This window comes from Microbacterium trichothecenolyticum, from assembly GCF_000956465.1.
GTDB lineage: Bacteria > Actinomycetota > Actinomycetes > Actinomycetales > Microbacteriaceae > Microbacterium > Microbacterium trichothecenolyticum.
On record NZ_JYJA01000038.1, the window covers coordinates 109,222 to 128,521 of the forward strand.

At 70.3% G+C, this 19,300-nt stretch carries 14 protein-coding genes; 6 read left to right on the plus strand and 8 right to left on the minus strand.

What is annotated here, in order from left to right:
- Positions 1–118: 118 nt before the first annotated feature.
- The 4 genes from RS82_RS14765 (at position 119) to RS82_RS14780 (ending at position 6,273) form a co-directional block, all read left to right on the plus strand.
- On the plus strand, positions 119–1,699 hold the full coding sequence (locus RS82_RS14765; protein WP_045300782.1) for a DNA-3-methyladenine glycosylase 2 family protein: 1,581 nt from the start codon (positions 119–121) through the stop codon (positions 1,697–1,699).
- Positions 1,696–2,205, plus strand: coding sequence for a methylated-DNA--[protein]-cysteine S-methyltransferase (locus tag RS82_RS14770; RefSeq protein ID WP_045300784.1), 510 nt, complete (start codon positions 1,696–1,698; stop codon positions 2,203–2,205). The genes RS82_RS14765 and RS82_RS14770 overlap by 4 nt, the downstream gene beginning before the upstream one ends.
- A 397-nt stretch (positions 2,206–2,602) precedes the next feature.
- Positions 2,603–4,462 (plus strand): ABC transporter ATP-binding protein, encoded by a 1,860-nt coding sequence (locus tag RS82_RS14775; protein ID WP_045300786.1) that lies wholly within the window; start codon positions 2,603–2,605, stop codon positions 4,460–4,462.
- The gene (locus RS82_RS14780) at positions 4,459–6,273 is read left to right on the plus strand and encodes an ABC transporter ATP-binding protein (protein ID WP_045300788.1); all 1,815 of its coding nucleotides are present in this window, start codon (positions 4,459–4,461) and stop codon (positions 6,271–6,273) included. The genes RS82_RS14775 and RS82_RS14780 overlap by 4 nt, the downstream gene beginning before the upstream one ends.
- A 186-nt stretch (positions 6,274–6,459) precedes the next feature.
- Here the strand turns inward: RS82_RS14780 and RS82_RS14785 are convergent, their stop codons facing one another.
- The 6 genes from RS82_RS14785 to RS82_RS14810 all read right to left on the minus strand — a co-directional run bounded on the left by RS82_RS14785 (position 6,460) and on the right by RS82_RS14810 (position 14,153).
- Positions 6,460–7,371 carry an N-acetylglucosamine kinase gene (locus tag RS82_RS14785; protein WP_045300790.1) on the minus strand — a complete coding sequence of 304 codons (912 nt, stop codon included), beginning with the start codon at positions 7,369–7,371 and terminating at the stop codon, positions 6,460–6,462.
- 104 nt (positions 7,372–7,475) lie between these two features.
- The gene (locus RS82_RS14790) at positions 7,476–8,456 is read right to left on the minus strand and encodes a glycoside hydrolase family 113 (RefSeq protein WP_425411895.1); all 981 of its coding nucleotides are present in this window, start codon (positions 8,454–8,456) and stop codon (positions 7,476–7,478) included.
- Positions 8,453–10,930, minus strand: a complete 2,478-nt coding sequence (locus tag RS82_RS14795; protein WP_045300792.1) for a glycoside hydrolase family 2 protein — start codon at positions 10,928–10,930, stop codon at positions 8,453–8,455. The genes RS82_RS14790 and RS82_RS14795 overlap by 4 nt, the downstream gene beginning before the upstream one ends.
- A complete protein-coding gene (locus RS82_RS14800; RefSeq protein ID WP_045300794.1) occupies positions 10,927–11,829 on the minus strand; it encodes a carbohydrate ABC transporter permease in 903 nt (300 codons plus the stop codon). The genes RS82_RS14795 and RS82_RS14800 overlap by 4 nt, the downstream gene beginning before the upstream one ends.
- Positions 11,826–12,818 (minus strand): carbohydrate ABC transporter permease, encoded by a 993-nt coding sequence (locus tag RS82_RS14805; protein ID WP_045300796.1) that lies wholly within the window; start codon positions 12,816–12,818, stop codon positions 11,826–11,828. The genes RS82_RS14800 and RS82_RS14805 overlap by 4 nt, the downstream gene beginning before the upstream one ends.
- A 21-nt stretch (positions 12,819–12,839) precedes the next feature.
- A complete protein-coding gene (locus RS82_RS14810) occupies positions 12,840–14,153 on the minus strand; it encodes an ABC transporter substrate-binding protein (protein WP_045300798.1) in 1,314 nt (437 codons plus the stop codon).
- A gap of 289 nt (positions 14,154–14,442) precedes the next feature.
- On the opposite strand from RS82_RS14810, the gene RS82_RS14815 reads away from it, so the two are divergent.
- Positions 14,443–15,465 (plus strand): LacI family DNA-binding transcriptional regulator, encoded by a 1,023-nt coding sequence (locus tag RS82_RS14815; protein WP_045300800.1) that lies wholly within the window; start codon positions 14,443–14,445, stop codon positions 15,463–15,465.
- On the plus strand, positions 15,462–17,597 hold the full coding sequence (locus RS82_RS14820; protein ID WP_045300802.1) for an alpha-galactosidase: 2,136 nt from the start codon (positions 15,462–15,464) through the stop codon (positions 17,595–17,597). Before RS82_RS14815 ends, RS82_RS14820 begins: the two co-directional genes overlap by 4 nt.
- A 16-nt stretch (positions 17,598–17,613) precedes the next feature.
- Here the strand turns inward: RS82_RS14820 and RS82_RS14825 are convergent, their stop codons facing one another.
- Together RS82_RS14825 and RS82_RS14830 are read right to left on the minus strand one after the other, a co-directional pair.
- Complete coding sequence (locus tag RS82_RS14825; protein ID WP_045300804.1) at positions 17,614–18,582, minus strand: acetylxylan esterase; 969 nt, start codon at positions 18,580–18,582, stop codon at positions 17,614–17,616.
- A 161-nt stretch (positions 18,583–18,743) separates the two neighbouring features.
- Positions 18,744–19,196, minus strand: a complete 453-nt coding sequence (locus RS82_RS14830) for a GNAT family N-acetyltransferase (RefSeq protein ID WP_045300806.1) — start codon at positions 19,194–19,196, stop codon at positions 18,744–18,746.
- Positions 19,197–19,300 lie beyond the last annotated feature (104 nt).

Sequence of the window (19,300 nt, forward strand, 5' to 3'; positions counted from 1 at the left end):
GAGTGAGCGGAGCGGGCGGACGTCGAGCGCTTCATCGTCATCCGCACGCCGCATCGTCACCGACAGCCGTGTCCGATTTCCGCGAGCCGATGTCGGGGGAGCGTGTCAGGCTAGGGGCATGAGCCTGGCCATGACGTTCGACGAGAGGTACCGTGCGATCGATTCGCGCGACGCCCGCTTCGACGGGCAGTTCGTCACAGCGGTGCGCTCGACCGGCATCTACTGCCGCCCGAGCTGCCCTGCGCGCACCCCGAAGCCTTCCAACGTCACGTTCTTCCCGACCAGCGCCGCCGCGCACGAGGCCGGCTACCGCGCGTGCAAGCGGTGCCTGCCCGAGGCGGCGCCGGGCTCGCCGCAGTGGAACCTCCGCGGCGACACGGCCGGCCGCGCCATGCGTCTCATCGCCGACGGCGTCGTCGAGCGCGAGGGCGTCCCCGGACTGGCGCGGCGCCTCGGCTACTCGCCGCGCCACCTCACGCGCCTTCTCACCGCCGAGCTCGGCGCGGGGCCGCTGGCCCTCAGTCGCGCGCACCGCGCGCAGACGGCACGCATGCTGCTGGTCGGCACCGATCTCTCCGCCGCCGACGTCGCGTTCTCGAGCGGGTTCGCGAGCGTCCGCCAGTTCAACGACACCATCCGGGAGGTGTTCGGGATGCCGCCGCTCGAACTGCGCGCGCGGCGTCGCGTCTCCCGGCACGAGGGCCCGGCCGCTTCGGCGCCCGGGGTGACGATCGACCTCGCGCTGCCGCACCGCGGCGCGCTGGATGCGCCCGGCCTGTTCTCCTGGATGGCCGCACGCGCGATCTCGGGCGCCGAGGCGGCGACGGCGTCGAGCTTCGCCCGTACGCTGCGCCTGCCCCAGGGCCCAGCCTGGTTCGAGCTCCGCCTCGACGACGTCGGGCGGGTGCGGCTGCGCGCCGCGCTCACGACCCTCGCCGACCTCTCGACGCTCGTCACGCGAGCACGCCGCCTCTTCGACCTCGACGCCGACCCGGACGCGGTCGACGAGTCGCTGTCGGGGCATCCCGAGCTCGCTCCTCTCGTGGCGGCGCTACCGGGCATCCGGGTTCCGGGCGCCGCCGACCCGCACGAGATGCTGGTCCGGGCGATGGTCGGGCAGCAGATCACCGTCGTCGCCGCGCGCACCGCTCTCACCGCGCTCACCGCCGCACTCGGCGAGGAGGCCCCCGCCTTCGCGGGCATGCTGTCGCCGGGCGCCGGCGCTGGCGAGAGCCCTGCCCTCGCCCGCCTGTTCCCGACGATGGCCGCCATCGCCGAACGCGGACCCGAGGTGCTCCGCGGTCCCGCGGCTCGCATCCGCGCCATCACCGGAGCCGCCGCGGCACTCGCCGACGGCTCGCTCACTCTCACCGCGGGCGACGATGCCGCCGAGCAGCGCGCCGCTCTTCTCGCCATGCCCGGCATCGGCCCCTGGACCGCCGACTACGTGCGCATGCGCGTGCTCGCCGACCCCGACGTCTTCCTCCCGGGCGACGTCGCCGTGCGCGCGGGGGCCGCCGCGGTCGGCCTTCCGGCCGAGGCTCGGGCCCTCGACGCGTGGGCGGCCCGCACCGCCCCCTGGCGCAGCTACCTCACCGCTCACCTGTGGCGCGCCGTCCCGCCGAAATCCGCCGTACCGCGCGGGGGTGCGGCGTCGATCGTCCCCACCCCGTCCCTCACCACCGGAGGCATGTCATGACCACCGCCACCATCCAGACCCTCGACACCCCCGACGGCGCGTTCACGATCCTCGCCGACGACCAGGGGCGCGTTCTCGCCTCGGGGTGGACCGCCGACGCCGACGCGATCCTCGCGCGTCTCGCGGACCGCGTGCGCCCGTCATCCGTGGAGAAGGGCGAGACGGATGCCGCGGCCGCCGTCGCCGCCTACTACGGCGGGGACCTCGCCGCCATCGACGACGTCGCGGTCTCGCAGCACGGCACCGCGATGCAGCTCGCCGGGTGGTCGGCGCTGCGGCGGATCGCGCCGGGCCGACCGCTGACGTACAGCGAGTTCGCCGTCGAGCTCGGGTCTCCGAGTGCGGTGCGGGCCGCGGCATCCATCTGCGCGCGCAACGCTCCCGCGCTCTTCGTGCCCTGCCATCGGGTGCTGCGCACGGACGGCACGCTCGGCGGGTTCGCGTGGGGGCTGCCCGTCAAGCAGCGACTGCTCGAGCGCGAGGCGGCGGTGCCCGCGCTCATCTGAATCGCCCGCTTCAACCGCTTTCCGGGGGACCGGAAAGCGGTTGTTGCATTCAGAGAATTCCCAGATATATGCTGGAGGGCTGTCGCGCCGCTACGACCTAGCGGAGTGCGCAGCCCTTTCCGCTGAGCCCAAGGAGGACGAAATGTATCAGGCCGCCATCGCCGCGAAGACCGCCTTCGTCCTCCGTCTCGCGGGACCGCGCACCGTCTCCCGGCTGCCGCGTCCCCGCGTCCAGGGGTAATCCGCTCCTCGCACCTGCCGGCCCCGCCGGATTCGGCATACCGCCGTCCCCCCGAGCGTTCCTCCCGAACAAGCTCTTCCCTCATGACAGCGCTCCCACATCGCGCTCTCGCCACGCGACCCGACGACGGGTCACCGCAACACCCCCACAAGGATCATGACCACCACCGCCCTTCCTGAGCGATCAGAACAGCCGCAACGGTCCGAACTGTCCACCTTCAAAGCCCTCGCCCGGCTCCTCCCGTTCGCGAAGCCCGTGCTTCCGCGTCTGGTGATGGGTGCCGCCAGCGCGCTCGTCGCCAGCCTGCTCGCGCTGACCATCCCGCTCGTGCTCGAGCAGGTGGTCGGCGGTCCGATCGCCTCCGGCGACATCGTCATGATCGGGTGGGGCGCCGCGGCGATCCTCGCGCTGGGCCTCGCCGAGGCCCTCATGGTCTGGCTCCGTCGCTGGTTCGTGCTCGGCCCCGCGACCATGGTCGAGTACGAGCTGCGCCAGACGTTCTACTCCCGCCTGCAGCGCCTGCCCGTCGCGTTCCACGACCGGTGGCAGTCGGGGCAGCTGCTGAGCCGCATGATGCAGGACATCAGCATGCTGCGCCGATGGCTCGCCTTCGGTCTCGTGCTGCTCGTCGTCAACGTGATCACGATCGTCGTGGGCACGGCGCTGCTGTTCCGCTGGCACTGGGCGCTCGGCACGATCTTCCTCGTGACGTCCGCTCCCCTCTGGTACGCGGGATACAGGTTCGAGAAGTCCTACGGCACGCTCGCGCGCCAGTCGCAGGACCAGGCCGGCGACCTCGCCACCTCGGTCGAGGAGAGCGTGCACGGCATCCGCGTGCTCAAGGCGTTCGGCCGCGGCAAGCACGCGCTGCAGAAGTTCACGCGACAGGCCGAGACGCTGCGCGAGACCGAGCTGAGCAAGGCCCGCGCGGTGGGCTGGATCTGGTTCTGGCTCGTGCTGCTGCCCGACATCGCCTTCGCGCTGTGCCTCGGCGCCGGCATCTACCTGACGGCCATCGGTCAGCTGCAGGGCGCGGAGCTCATCGCCTTCTTCGCCATGGCCACGGTGCTGCGCTGGCCGATGGAGTCGATCGGCTTCCTGTTCTCGTTCCTGCTCGACGCGCGCACCGCGACCGACCGCATCTTCGAGGTGTTCGACGAGCAGAACACGATCGTCGACCCCGAGGAGCCGACCACCATCGAGAAGCCGCGCGGCGAGCTCGCGTTCGAGGGCGTGCACTTCCGGTATCAGGATGCCGCGGAGCGCGAGCGCGACCTGCTCGACGGCGTCGACCTCGTGCTGCGGCCGGGCGAGACGATGGCGCTGGTGGGCCTCACCGGCTCGGGCAAGACGACCCTCACGACGTTGCCCACGCGGCTCTACGACGTGACCGGCGGGCGCGTGACGCTCGACGGCGTCGACGTCCGCGATCTGACGCTCGCCGAGCTGCGCCGGCACGTCGGCATGGCGTTCGAGGACGCGACCCTCTTCTCCCAGTCGGTGCGCGACAACGTGCTGCTGGGGCGGGAGGACCTCGTGCCCGGCAGCGAGGAGGCTGAGCGCGTGATGCGTGAGGCGCTCGACGTGGCACAGGCGTCGTTCGTCGACGACCTGCCGGACGGCGTCGACACGATCATCGGCGAGGAGGGCCTGTCCCTCTCGGGCGGTCAGCGTCAGCGCCTCGCGCTCGCGCGCGCCGTCGCGGCCCGGCCCGCCGTGCTGGTGCTCGACGACCCGCTGTCGGCGCTCGACGTCGACACCGAGGCTCTCGTCGAGGACGCGCTCCGCGAGGTGCTGCACGAGACGACCGCTCTCGTGGTCGCGCACCGCCCCTCGACGGTCACGCTGGCCGACCGGGTGGCGCTGCTCGAGGCGGGCCGCGTGACCGCGGTCGGCACGCACTCGGAGCTGCTGCGCACCAGCGAGCACTACCGACACGTGATCTCGAGTCTCGAGGTGGAAGAAGCCCGGCTCAGGGCGAGACAGGAAGACCAGGAGTGGGAGGTGACCCTGTGAGCACCACGGTGACCGGAACGAGCGGCGAAGACCGCTCCGATTACACGCGCGACGAGAGCAAGGCGATTCGCAAGCGCTCGCTGCGCCTCCTCGGCTCGCTCATCACGCCGGTGCGCGGGCAGCTGATCCTCGCGGGCGTCGTGCTCGTCGTCTCGACTGCACTGCGCGTCGCGGGGCCGTGGCTCATCGGTATCGGCATCAACAACGCGCTGCCGGCCGCGGTGGAGCGCATGGACTGGGCGCCGACGATCGTGGTGGTCCTCGTCTACCTCGTGACGGCTCTCGGCGGCGCGGCCCTGATCGGGTGGTACGTCGTCGTCGCGGCGCGCCTCACGCAGGCGATCATGCTGGACCTCCGCAAGCGCATCTTCCTGCACACGCAGCGTCTGAGCCTGGAGTTCCACGAGTCGTACACGTCGGGTCGCATCATCTCGCGCCAGACGAGCGACCTCGACACCATCCGCGAGCTCCTCGACGGAGGCCTCAACGAGCTGGTCTCGGGCATCCTCTACGGTGCGTTCACGCTGGTCGCGCTGTTCCTGGTGGACTGGCAGTCCGGCCTGATCCTCACGTTCATGGGCATCCCGCTCTTCCTGCTGATGCGCTGGTTCTACACGCGCTCGCAGCTCGTCTACCGCGAGTCGCGCGTCATCAGCGCGAAGGTCATCGTGAAGTTCGTCGAGTCGATGACGGGCATCCGCGCCGTGAAGGCCTTCCGCAAGGAGGGGCGCAACGACGAGGAGTTCGGCGGTCTCGCGCTGGACTACCGCGACGTCAACATGCGCTCGATCCGCCTGTTCGGCACATTCGAGCCCGGGCTCATGGCCGTGGCGTCGTTCACCCTCGCGATCGTGATCGCGTGGGGCGGCATCCGTGTCGTCGACGGTGCGATGGAGATCGGCTTCCTGTTGTCGGCGGTGCTGTACGTCCGCAACTTCTTCTCGCCGCTGCAGGAGGTCGCGTTCTTCCTGAACTCGTACCAGTCGGCGACGGCGGCCCTCGAGAAGGTGTCGGGCGTCCTCGAGGAGGAGCCGACGGTTCCCGACCCCAAGAACCCGGTCGATCTCTGGGCGGCGAAGGGCCACATCCGGTTCGACGACGTGCTGTTCGGGTACTCGCAGGACCGCGTCATCCTTCCGGATTTCTCGCTCGACATCCCGGCCGGTCAGACCATCGCGCTCGTCGGAACGACCGGTGCCGGCAAGTCGACGCTCGCCAAGCTCGTGTCGCGGTTCTACGACCCGACCCGCGGTGCGGTGACGCTCGACGGCGTGGATCTGCGCAACCTGCACCCGAAGGACCTCCGCCGTGCGATCGTCATGGTCACGCAGGAGGCCTATCTGTTCAGCGGCACGGTCGCCGACAACATCGCGCTGGGCAAGCCCGACGCGACGCTCGACGAGATCCAGGCCGCGGCGCGCGCGGTGGGAGCGGACGCCTTCATCCAGGCTCTCCCCGACGGCTACGGCACCGACGTCAACAAGCGCGGCGGCCGGGTGTCGGCGGGGCAGCGCCAGCTGATCTCGTTCGCGCGGGCCTTCCTCGCGAACCCGGCGGTGCTGATCCTCGACGAGGCGACCGCGTCGCTCGACATCCCGTCGGAGCGCCAGATCCAGGACGCCCTGCAGACGCTGCTGGCCGACCGCACCGCGATCATCATCGCGCACCGGCTGTCGACGGTCGCGATCGCCGACCGCGTGCTCGTCATGGAGCACGGCGAGATCATCGAGGACGACACCCCCGAGGAGCTCATCGGCGGCACCGGCAAGTTCGCGCAGCTCCACGCCGCCTGGCGGGAGTCGCTCGTGTAGCCCACCTCACCACGCTCGACCCCGGATGCCCCGGCCAACCTGTCCACACAGGGCCGGGGCATCCGTCTTGCGCGCCTTCGCTCGTTCCCGCTCCAACAGGTCAACCGGGGTCTTGCAGGAGCGAAGTCGGCACGGATCTCCTGTAGAAGCCCGGTCGACCTGTGCAAGCGGGGCAGGCGAAGGGCCTCAGGCGTGGGCGATCGACACGGCGTGGGCGAGCGGATGCTGCGGCGCGAGGCCCGCGAGGGCGGCCGCGCCGTCGATGCCGTGGCCGCGGGGCTCGACGAGCGTGACGTCGAATCCGCTCGCGGCGATGTGCGAGGCGAAGGCCTCGCGCAGCTGAGGGGACCGGAAGACCCCGCCGATGGCGCACGCGGCGAAGTGCTCGTCGGGCTCGTCGGAGCGGACCCGGCGCAGCGCCGTCTCGACGCTGTGGGCGAGCTCGCCACCCGCGCGCACGGTGATGTGCTGCGACACCGCGTCGCCGTCCGTCGCCAGGCGGGCGACGTGCGCGGCGAACGAGGCGACGACGCTCACGCGGTCGTGGTCGGACTGCAGGTGGATGTACGCCTGCGTGAGGTCGGGCCACCGCTCCTCGGCCACCGCACGCAGCGCCGTCGCGGGGCCGCGGCCGTCGAACTCGCGCATGACCGCGTCGAGCGCCTCGCGGCCGATCCAGTAGCCGCTGCCGGCATCGCCCATGAGGTAGCCCCACCCGTCGACGCGCGCGACGTGCTCCGCGCCCACGGCAAGCGTGACCACACCCGTTCCGGCGGCGACCACCGCGCCACGGGTGTCGCCGAGCGCCCCGAGGAACGACGTCGTCGAGTCATGCGCGAGGATCACCTGGCGGACGGCGGGGTCGTCGATGCGGGCGAGGAAGGCCGCGGCATCCGATTCCCGCGTCGTGAGTCCCGACACACCGGCGCTCACCACTGACACCTCCGCCCCGGTCTGCTCGATCGCCGCGTGCGCGACGGCGGCCAGCTGCGGCAGGAGCGGCTCGTGCGTGCGGATGCCGGGGAAGACGAGGTCGTGCCCGCGCACCCGCACCTTGATGCCGGTCTGGCCGGCATCGATCGCCAGTACTGTGCTCATGCGGGTGTCGCCCCTTCTTCCCCCGAAGCCGGCCATCGCTTCATCCCACGTCGATGGTCCACCCGTCGGAGCTTCCGCAGAAGCCCCCGTGATCGTCCGGTCCGTCATGGCGTCCGCGCCTCCGCATCGCTCGCGCGGGCGAGGTACGCCTCGCGCAGGAACGTGCCCGCCGGCTTGCCGTAGGGGCAGTAGTCGTCGTTCGCGGCGGCCTGCGCTGGGGAGTAGAGCCGCGCCGGCCAGTCCCACAGCATGAAGCCGCGCACCCAGGGGCGCGCGTCGCACGCGGCGAACATCGCCTCGTAGTAGCGCAGCTGCGCCTCACCGGAGGGTGCGCCGGGCAGCGACCAGTCGTTCGGGCGGTCCGGCGACCCTTCGCGCGAGGGGCATCCGGCCTCCATGAAGAAGAACGGCTTGCCCGTCGCGGCGACGGCCGCCTCGATGCGGTCGAGCTCGGCCTCCCACCGGTCGATGGGGTAGTAGCCGCTCGAGCTCACGACGTCGACCGCGTCCCACCAGCCGACGCGGTCCTCCTGGTACTTGTCGCAGTTGTAGGTCACGATGCCGGAGTACTCGGCCCGCACGGCTGAGATGAGCTCGCGCCACTCGGCCTCGCGGGAGTCGGCGCGCACCATCTCGCAGCCGACGCAGAGCATCTCGCAGCCCTCGGCCTCGGCGATGCGCGCGGCGTGCACGATGAACTCCCGGTACGACGCGAACCATTCGGCCCATGTCGGCTCGCCGGGGACGTCCTGGTCGAAGAACCCGATATGCGCGCGCCAGGTGCCGTCGGCGACGTTGACGACGGGCTTCAGGCACACCTTCAGTCCGAGCGCCTTCGCCTCGCGGATCGCCCACACGATCTCCTCGTCGGTCACCGTCGGCTCCTCGCGGAACCGCACCTCCGTCGACTGCGCGGTGTCCTGCAGCGCCGAGTACGCCAGCGCGGTCCAGTTGACGCCGTGGTCGGCCATCAGCCGCAGGGACTCGGATGCCTCGGCCGTCGCCCATGTTCCGCGCACGCCCGTCCATCCCCAGGTCATTCCGGCCACGTACGGCCCGAGCGCCTGGGCGGTCTCGGCGGTCACGCGACGACCAGCTCGTTGGCGGTGCGCAGCACGCGCGGATCGGACAGGACGGATGCTGCGAGCCCGTCGCCGTCGTGACGCACGACCAGCGTCGTGCTCTCGCCCGGCAGCAGGGTGACGAGCGCATCGGACGCCACGGCATCGGGGTCGACCTTGTCGACGAGGAGCGTGAGGTCGCGCACCAGCGTGGAGGCGGTGAGCGTGACCCGCGTGCCGCCCGCGACCGGCTCGGTGCGGACCTCGACCTGGGCAGCGCCGAGCGCCGAGTCGCGGGGCTCGGCGAAGAACCAGAAGCCGCGCGCGCCGTCGACGCCCGCGACCACCAGCTCGCCCGCGACGTCACCGGCCGTCGCCACGTCGGCCGGCAGTGCGACCGTGACCGTCTCGCGCGGCGCCAGCGACACGGACGTGGCGAAGCGCGCGAGCTCGTCGCCCCCGAACCCGGCGCGGCGCGCGACGAGCTCCCCGGTCCACGGCTCGGCCGTGTCGTTCACGAGCACGGCGGCGAGCCCGCCGTCGCGGGGCTGCACCGTCACAGCCCGCGGCGCGAAGGCGTTCTTGAGCGCGTAGTACAGCGGCTTGGGTCGCTCGTCGCCGTCGATCGCCGCCCACGATGTGACGGGCCAGCAGTCGTTGAGCTGCCAGACGATCGCGCCCTGCGTGTGCGGCGCCCAAGAGCGGAAGTGCTCCAGCGCGGTGCGCACCGCCAGCGCCTGGTTGAGCTGCATCGCCCAGTGCCAGGTCTCCATGTCCTCCGGAAGCCGGAAATGGGGCAGCAGCCCGTTCGTGAGCTTGACGTTCCCCTCGCCCGCCTTCTGGTGCACGATCATGCCGGGGGATTCGGGCGTGAGCGGGTCGTCGCCGATCGAGCGGGTGAGGGTGCTCCACGTCGGCGGGCCCTGCCACCCGAACTCGGCGACGAAGCGGGGCGTGTGCTGACGGTACGTGGTCCAGTCGATCCGGTTCCACTGCTCCCACAGGTGCACGCTGCCGTGCTGCTCGTCGTTGGGGTGCGGGCCGGTCTGCTGCTGCCCGTCCCATCCGGGACCCGGGCTGAAAGGGCTCCCCGGCGCGTAGGGCACGTGCGGGGCGAGCTGCGCGATCAGCGACGGGAACAGCTCGTAGTAGTAGTGCGCGCCCCAGGTCTTGCCGTCGAGGCGCAGCTTCCAGCCCCAGTCCTCGTAGCCCCACAGGTTCTCGTTGTTGCCGGTGAACAGGACGAGCGAGGCGTGATGGGCGAGCCGGGCGATGTTCTCGCGAGCCTCCGCCTCGACCTCGGAGCGCAGCGGATCCTCCTCGGCGTACGCCGCGCACGCGAACAGGAAGTCCTGCCACGTCAGCAGACCCAGCTCGTCGGCCAGCTCGTAGAAGTCGTCGGACTCGTACAGTCCGCCGCCCCACACCCTGATGAGGTTGAGGTTCGCGTCGAGCGCCTGCTCGAAGCGGCGCCGCACGCGGTCGCGAGTGACGCGCACGGTGAGTGCGTCGTCGGGGATCCAGTTGACACCCTTCACGAAGACGGGCTGATCGTTGACGACGAGCGTGAACGGCGTCCCCGACTCGTCGGGCGTCGTGTCCCACCGCACGTCGCGGAAGCCGACCCTGCGCACCGCGTGGTCGAGAACCGTGCCGTCGGCGGCTGCGAGCTCCACCTCGACGTCGTACAGCGGCTGTGCGCCGTACCCGACCGGCCACCAGCGTTCCACCTCGGCGAGCGAGAGCGCGACGGTCGCGGACGTGTCATCACCGGCCAAGCTCCCGGAGGTCTCCACCCCGCCGGCACGCACCGTCACGATGACAGGATCGTGACGCGAGCGCTCGAGCTCCACGTCCACCGTGATCGTTCCGCCGTCGCCCGAGGGTGTGGCGGCGACGCGTGTCCCGGCGAGGCGCGCGACCGACCACGACTCCAGGCCGACGGGCTTGACGATGCCGCTGGTGTACGTCGCGATGCCCCAGTCCCAGCCGTAGCTGCACGCGGACTTGCGGATCGCATCGTTGGGCAGGGCGTACGCCCGCGGCCGCACACCGAGCGCGACGCTCTGCTCATTGGCGTACTTGATCGGCGACCGGAAGGCGACGACGAGCTCGTTGTCGCCCTCGACGAGGAGGCCGCGGACGTCGAACCGGTACGAGCGATGCTGATTCGCCGTCGCGCCGATCTCACGACCGTTGAGGCGGATTGTCGTCACGGTGTCGAGGCCCTCGAAGACGAGGTCCGTCCGGTCGGCGTCATCCGGCGTCCAGGCGAACGTCGTGGCGTACGTCCAGTCGACCAGCCCGATCCACGCGAGCGCGGATTCGTTGTCGTCGAGGAACGGGTCGGGGATGAGGCCCGCGGCCAGGAGGTCTGTGTGCACGCATCCGGGCACGGTCGCCGCGACGGCGGAGTCGAAGCCGGCGGGCGCCGGGCCGGCGGCAGCGCGGAGCGTCCACCCCGCGTCGATCGGGCGGAAGGAGAGGGAAGAGGTCACTTGACGGCTCCTGCGGTGAGGCCCTTGTAGATCCAGCGCTGAAGCAGCAGGAAGGCGATGAGGGTGGGGATGATGACGAGGACGGTGCCGGCCGAGATGACCTCCCACTGGGCGCCGAACGGTCCCTTGAACCGGAACAGCGAGGTGGAGATGAGGCCCTCCGACGGCAGGTAGAGGAACGGGGCGTAGAACTCGTTGTACACCGCGATGCCCTTGATGATCACGACCGTGGCGATCGCGGGGCGCAGGAGCGGCAGCACGATGCGCCAGTAGATCGTCCAGCGGTTCGCGCCGTCGATCATCGCGGCCTCGTCGAGCGACACCGGGATCGATTGCATGAACTGGATGAACAGGTAGATCGCGATGATGTCCGTGCCCATGAACAGCAGGATCAGCGCGGCCTTCGTGTCGTACAGCCCCAGCCCGTTGATGAGCTGGAACGTTGCGACCTGACTCGTCACGCTCGGAATGAGCGTCGCCACGAGGAAGAGGCCGAAGACCAGCTTCTTGCCGCGGAAGGCGAACCGGTCGAGGGCGTACGCGGCCATCGTCCCGATGAAGATCGTGCCGGCGAGAGACACCACGAGCACGATCGTGGTGTTCACGAAGCCCTCGAGCATCTTCCCGCTCGTGAACGCCGTGACGAAGTTGTCGAAGTTGAGCCAGTTCTCGGGCGGATCGAAGGGGCCGGTCTGCGCGTACTCGGGGGCGGTCTTGAGGCTCGCGAAGAGCAGCACCGAGAGAGGCAGCAGCGTCACGACCGATGCGATCACGAGACTCAGGTACTTCGCCGTGGTGGCGCTCACGCCCCGGAGGCGCTCGAGCGGCGAGCGGCCGCGGATCGCGCGCGGCGGGGTCGTGCGCTGCGGCATCGTACGGAGGTCTTCGGTGGTGGTCATGTCAGGTCGACCTTCTCGTCGGGAAACACCTTGCGCTGGATCCAGGTGACGATCAGCACGATCATCAGCAGCACGACGGCCATGGCGGAGGCGAGCCCGACCTGCCGGAAGCTGAACGCGGTCTGCAGCGTCTGGATGACGAAGGTGGCCGATCCGTTGGCTCCGCCGGTCATGATGAACGGGATCTCGAACACGCTGAGGCTGCCGGCGATGGCGAGGATGAACGACAGGCCCACGACGCGGCGGATGCCGGGGAAGATGATCGCCCAGAACTGCTGCCAGCGGCTGGCGCCGTCGAGTTCGGCCGCCTCGTACAGCTCGTGGGGGATCGACTGTATCGCCCCGAGGAACAGGACGAAGTTCATGCCGGTGTAGCGCCACACCGAGGTGCCGGCGAGGGACCAGTTGACGATGTCGGGGTTGCCCAGCCACTGTGGCGGGTCGGTCACGCCGAACCAGCTGAGCACGGTGTCCAGGGAGCCGCCCGGCTGGAACAGGTAGAGGAACACGAAGCCGATCGCGACGCCGTTGATGAGATACGGGAAGAACAGGATGCCGCGGAACAGGTTCGAGAAACGCGTCGAGAAGCTGAGGAGCGAGGCGAAGTACATCGCGATCGCCATCTGCGCGAACGACGCGAAGAAGTAGTACAGGCTGACGCCGAACACCGAGAAGATGCGCGGGTCGGTGAAGACCTGGACGTAGTTGTCGAGCCCGACGAAGTTCTTCTCGAGATCGATGCCGTCCCAGTCGGTCACGCTGAAGTAGAAGAGGTTCACCGCCGGCCAGTAGGTGAACAGCAGCAGCAGCCCCACCGCGGCGGCGAGGAAGAACCAGGGGGTCAGATGCTGGAGGACGCTCCGTCCGGCGGAGCCCCCGCGCCGGCGGCCGGTTCGGCGGGAGCCCCCGCCGAACCGGCGCGCACGGAGGGGCGCGGAGAGGACGGCAGGGGCATCCGCCGGCGCCGCACCGGGTGTCGCAATGGCCATGTCGCTGCCGTCCCCGTCCGCTCAGCCCTGGAGCTTCTCGACCGAGGCGCCCCAGCGCTCGTTCAGCTCGGCGAAGTAGCTGTCCTTGTCGCCGTCGGCGGCGCCGCGCGCGATGTCGACGAGCTTCTGACGGTAGATCGGGCCGTAGAGGTCGATCTGCGCATCGTCGGCGACGTTGTTGATGAGGCCCTCCTTGCCGGCGGGGGCGGGGTTGATCTCCATGAGCTCGACGCCCGCCTCCTCGAAGCCGGCCAGGTTCTCGGGGAGCGGCTTGTCGATGACGGGGGAGATCATGCCCTGCGCCTCGGTGTAGCCGGAGTCCTCGACGACCCACTGGATCCACGCCCAGGCGGCTGCCTTGGCCTTGGAGTGCTTGCTCACGGCGAGGTTGTAATCTCCGCCGATGACCGCGAGCTGCGTGCCGTCGACGTTCGCCGGGAACGCCATGTAGCCGATGTCGTCGGCCGACGCGCCGTTGTCCTCGGCCGCGGCCTGCATCTGGGAGATCGCCCAAGAGCCGAGCGTCATCGCGGCGATCTTCCCGGTGCCGAGGTCGACCTTCGACTGCTCCCAGTTGGTGGTGAGCGGGTCCTCCTCCGTGAGGCCGGCGGCGACGGTGTCGTACAGCAGCGAGTCGATCGCGTAGACGTCGGTGCCCTCGGTCCACGGCGCGGTGTCTTCCGCCATCGTGATCGGCGCGTCCGCGTCGTCGGTGACGACGCCGAGGTTGCCGAAGCTCTGCGTCAGCGGCCAGCCGTCCTTGTAGTTCGTGTACAGCGGGATGGCGTCGGTGTTGTCCTTGACCTTCTGCAGTGCCTCGAGCCACTCGTCCTCGTTCGTCGGCAGCGCGGTGACGCCGGCCTCTTCGAAGACCTTCTTGTTGTAGACGACGCCGTTCGCGTTGCCGCCCCACGCGATGCCGTACTGCGTGCCGTCGTAGCTCGCGGCGGGGAGGAAGCGGTAGGTGTCCTCGAAGTCGGCGGTGTCGCCGAGCGGTTCGAGGAACTGCTCGTACTGCTCCGGCTTGATCGCCGGGATGCCGATGACGTCACCGTAGTTCGTGGTGCTCATGCGCGTCAGCATCTCGCCCGCGTAGTCGGTGATGCCCTCGAACGTGACCTTCACGTCGGGGTACTTCTTGTTGAACTCGTCGGCGTACTTCTGGTAGGTGCCGTCCTCGACCAGGTCGGTGCGCCACGTGACGACCTTGATGTCGCCCTTGACCTCGCCGTCGATCGTGTTGTCGGCGTCGCTCGCGCCGCCTCCCGCGCAGCCGCTGATCGCGACCGCGGCGGTGGCCAGCAGTGCGAGGCCCGCCAATGCCTTCTTCGCCATGTGATTTCTCCTTGTCAGGTTCGCCCTTGAACTGCCGGTGCGCGTCGTCGCACCGTTGCGTGGTTCGTCGCGCGGTCAGACTACGCATCTTCGAAACGGTTCCGCAAGCACGAGATGACAGCGCTGTCTTGTGTTGTCCCACGGACATGATTCCACAAAACATGCGCGCTGAACTGGGGTTATTTCGTAATCCATTGCGGATGCCGCGACCTGATGTCTTCGGAATGTCCTACGTGGACATCCGTGGTCTGGTGATGCTAGCGTGAAGCCCGCACGGCAAGGAGGCCCGATGACGGTTCAGCAGCGCGCGACCCTCGAAGACGTCGCGCGGCTCGCGGGTGTGAGCTCGAAGACGGTCTCGCGGGTCTTCACCCACCGCGATCTCGTCGCGCCCGAGACCGTCGAGCGCGTGCTCGGCGCCGCCAAGCGCCTGCGCTTCCGGCCCAACCCCCTGGCGCGCAATCTGCGCCGCGGGGGCCCGACCAACACGATCGGGTTCATCATGGGCGAGCTGAGCAACCCGTTCTACTACAAGCTCGCGGCGGGCATCGAACGCGAGCTGTCGGCCCACGGCTTCTCGCTCGTGGTGGCGACCACCGACGACACCGCCGAGGGGGAGGAGCGCGTCGCCGACGCGCTCCTCGGTCAGCGGCTCGGTGCGCTGCTGCTCATCCCCGTCGCCGACGACCAGTCCTACCTCGAGGGCGAGCGCCACCTCGGCACCCCCGTCATCGCGATCGACCGACCGGCCCGCAACCTCGTGGCCGACTCGATCGTGCTCGAGAACCACCGCGGGGTGTTCGACGCCACGACGCGCCTGCTCGAGCGGGGCCACCGCCGCATCGGCTACATCTGCAACCCGGCGTCCGTCTACACGCAGGCCGAGCGGTTGCGCGGCTATCGCGACGCGCTCGCCGGGTACGGGATCACCGACTCGTCGCGGTGGGAGCGGCTCGCCGACGACCTCGCGGTTCCCGCCGACGGCTTGATCGCCGGCCTGCTCGACCAGCCCGACGCCCCCACGGCCATCATCACCGGCAACAACCGCGTCACGGTCGGCGCGCTGCGCGTGCTGCGCGATCGAGGCGACGACGGCACCGCCCTGGTCGGCTTCGACGACTTCGACACCGCCGACGTGCTCGGGGTGACCGTGATCAGCTACGACCCGCTGGCGCTCGGCAAGGCCGCCGCGACGCTCGCCATCGAGCGCATGCAGGACCCCGCCGGCTTCACCCGTCAGCTCGAGATGCCCACGTGGATCGTCGAGCGCGGCACCGGCGAACGCACCCCCGCAGAGAGGACCACCGCATGACCCCCGGCTTCATCCGTCTCGAGAGCGAAGGCGTCGGAGTGCTCCTCGACGCCCGCGGCCCGGGCCTTCCGCACGTGCTGCACTGGGGAGCGCCCGTCGGCGCGATCACCGATGCCGATGCCGACGCGCTCGCGAAGGCGCTGAGCCGACAGACCTCGCCGGGCACGCTCGACGCGGCGTGGCAGGTGTCGCTGTCCCCGCAGGAGGGCGACGGATGGACCGGGCGCCCGGGGATGCAGCTGCGCCGCGACGGCGTCGTGCACCACGCGCGGTGGGACGTGACAGGCATCGACGCCGACGACCGGTCGGTCACCGTCCAGGCGCGGGATGCGGCATCCGCTCTGCGTCTGTCGATCACGGCGGGCATCGAGGCCGGCGGTGTCGTGTGGGTGCAGCACGCGCTCGCGCACGATGGAGAGGCGGGCGCGACGTCGGTCGATGTCGACTGGCTGGAGGCGACGCTTCCGGTGCCGTCGACGACCGACACCCTGCTGACGTTCGACGGTCGCTGGACGCGTGAGAAGCGGCCGGTCGTGACGCCGATGCCCGCGGGCGCCACCGTGCGTCAGACGCGGCGCGGCCGCCCAGGCCACGACAACCCGGTCGCGGCGATCGCCGGGATCGGGGCGCCGCGCTGGCAGCACGGCGCCCTCTGGGGCGTGCACCTCGCGTGGTCGAGCGACCTCACGACGCGGGTCGACCGGGTCACCGATGCGGTGACGCTCATCGGTGCCGGCGAGCTGCTGCGGCCCGGTGAGATCCGCCTCGCGCCCGGCGACGAGTACCGGGCGCCGCGCGCGGCCTTCGTGTACACGGCCGAGGGCCTCGACGGTTTCGCGCACCGCGTGCACACGTGGCTGCGGGCGCGGCCGCAGCATCCGTCATCCGTCCGTCCGCTCGTGCTCAACACGTGGGAGGCCGTGTACTTCGACCACGACCCCGATCGGCTCACCGCGCTCGCCGAGCGGGCGGCCGAGGTCGGCATCGAGCGGTTCGTGCTCGACGACGGGTGGTTCCAGGGTCGCCGCGACGACTCGACGAGCCTTGGCGACTGGGTCGTCGACCGGACGGTGTGGCCCGACGGCCTGGGCCCGCTCGCGGCGCGCGTGCACGAACTGGGCATGCAGTTCGGGCTGTGGTTCGAGCCGGAGATGATCAGCCTCGACTCCGACGTCGCGCGTGCGCACCCGGACTGGCTGCTCCACGACGGCGGCCACCTCGACCACGAGAAGGGTCTCTCGTGGCGCGGGCAGTACGTCATGGACCTCGCGAACCCGGACGCATACGCCCATGTGCTCGGACAGATCGACGCGCTCGTGGGCGAGCTCGGCATCGACTTCATCAAGTGGGACCACAATCGCGACCTCGTCGAGAGCGTGCACGACGGGCGCCCGGGCGGGCATGCGCAGATGACGGCTGTCTACGAGCTCATCGCGGAGCTCACGTCGCGGCATCCGTCGCTCGAGATCGAGTCGTGCTCGAGCGGTGGGGCGCGCACCGACCTCGGGATCCTCGAGGTCACCGACCGGGTGTGGGCGAGCGATTCGAACGACCCGGTGGAACGTCAGGACATCCAGCGCTGGACCGGCCTGCTGCTGCCGCCCGAGCTCGTCGGCGCGCACGTGGGCCCGACGACGTCGCACTCGTCGGGGCGCACCACCGCGCTGCCGTACCGGATGGCGACGAGCCTCCTGGGCTCGGCGGGGTTCGAGTGGGACATCCTGTCGTGCGCCGACGACGAGACCGCCGCGATCACGCGGTTCGCCGCGCTGTACAAGGAGCTTCGGCCGATCGTCCACGGCGGACGGATGCTGCACCCCGAATTGCGCGATCCCGCCTGGCGTGCGACAGCCTTCGTCGCCGACGAAGCGGCGGTGGTGGTCGTCGCGACGGTGGCGAGCCTCGAGGATGCCCGTGCCGAGCGCCTGCGCCTGCCCGGGCTCGACCGAGCCCGTCGATACCGCGTGCGGGTGCGCCGCGAGATCGGCGCGGCCGAGTACGGCTGGATCGCGCCGGAGTGGTTCACCACCGGCGAGATCGAGCTGCCCGGGTCGCTGCTCGCCGAGGTCGGCCTGCAACTGCCGACGCTGTGGCCGGTGCAGGCTTTCGTGCTCCACCTCGAGGCCCTCTGACCAGGGCCGCGCGCAGCTAGATCAGGTCGCCGAGGAAGCGGGCCTGCTTCGGGAACTGGAACGCCTGTCCGCCCTCGTGGCCGTTGTGCGTGTAGACCTCGATCTGCTTCGCCGGGTTGGTGTGCCGGTTGTACGCCGCGTACACGGTCGACGGCGGGCAGATGGTGTCCATGAGGGCGACGGAGTACAGGGCCGCAGCATCCGCTCGCTTCGCCATGTTCACGCCGTCGAAGTACGACAGCGTCTCGAACACGCGCTCGTCGCGGCCGCGATGCACGGCGAGGTACCGCACGACCTCCTGGTACGGGTCGTCGCCGGTGAGGCCGACGGCGCGTTCGAAGTGGCAGAGGAACGGCACGTCGGGCATGACCGCGACGAGGCCGTCCGACAGTCCCGCCGCCGCGATGGCGATGCCGCCGCCCTGGCTCGCGCCGCACACGGCGATGCGGTCGGCGTCGACCTGCGGCAGCGCGCGCATGGCGTCGACGGCGCGCACCGCATCCGTGAAGACCCGGCGGTAGTAGTACGTCTCGGGGTCCTCGATGCCGCGGGTCATGAAACCCGACGACGAGGGACCTGTGCCGTGCGGGTCGAGGGTGTCTCCGCCCGAGCCCCACATCGAGCCCTGGCCGCGCGTGTCCATGAAGAGGTGGGCGTAGCCGGCGGCGGCCCAGCCGAGGCGCTCGCCGGCGAGACCGCGGCCGCCGCCGTAGCCCTGGTACTCGACCACCGCGGGCAGCGGCCCCTCTGCGCCCGCCGGAAGCGTCAGCCACGCCTTGACCGGGTCGCCGCCGAAGCCGGGGAACGTCACGTCGAAGATGTCGACCAGCGTGTACGGCGTCTCGAGGCGCACGACGTCGGGCGAGGCATCCCACCGCCGCGACTGCGCGAGCGTGTCGGCCCAGAAGGCATCGAAGTCGGCGGGCTCGCGAACATCGGGGGCGTAGTCCGCGAGCTCAGCGGGGGACAGGTCGAATCTCGGCACGCGCTCACCCTAGCGCGTCGCGCGGAAGCGTTTCGACGCCCTGGACCGAGAAGGCGACGGGGTCTCGATGGGGGAGGGGTATTCGAGGCCCCGCCGCCGGTCTCTGGGCGCCCGGCGGGCGCTGTGTGGGGAAGTCTTCGGGTCGATCGTGCGGCTCTGCGTCAGAGACGGATCTCTGCGATCACTTCACCGTACTCGGTCTCGCCGACCGGTGTGAAGCCCACGCGCTCGAAGAATGCCTGCGGGCCGCCTTCGCCGGCCTCGTAGATGACGTTCACGTGGTCCATCCCGCGGTTGCGCGCTTCTTCGAGCAGCCCCGCGACGGCGAACCGCCCGACTCCGCGGCCCTGGTCGTCGGCGTCGACGTTGATGCGCCACAGCACCGAGCGGAAGTGCTCCTGCGGATCGTCGGGGTCGAAATTGCCGCTCACGAAGGCGACGACCTCCTCGCCGTCGACCACCACGCGCTGCCAGGTCGTCTGGGGGTTCACGACCGTCGCCGCGATGCCGTAGCTCACCGGCGACAGGAACTCCTCCTGGCCGGGCTTGAGCGACATATTGTTGACCGCCACGATGGTCGCGGCGGACAGTTCGACGAGTCGCAGATCACCCATGGAGCACAGGCTAGCCCCCATGGCGGAATCCGGCATCGTCCGGAAGTCGGATTAACACGGTGTTCATACGCCGAAGTATCTTGACGTCGAGATATCTCGGCCGC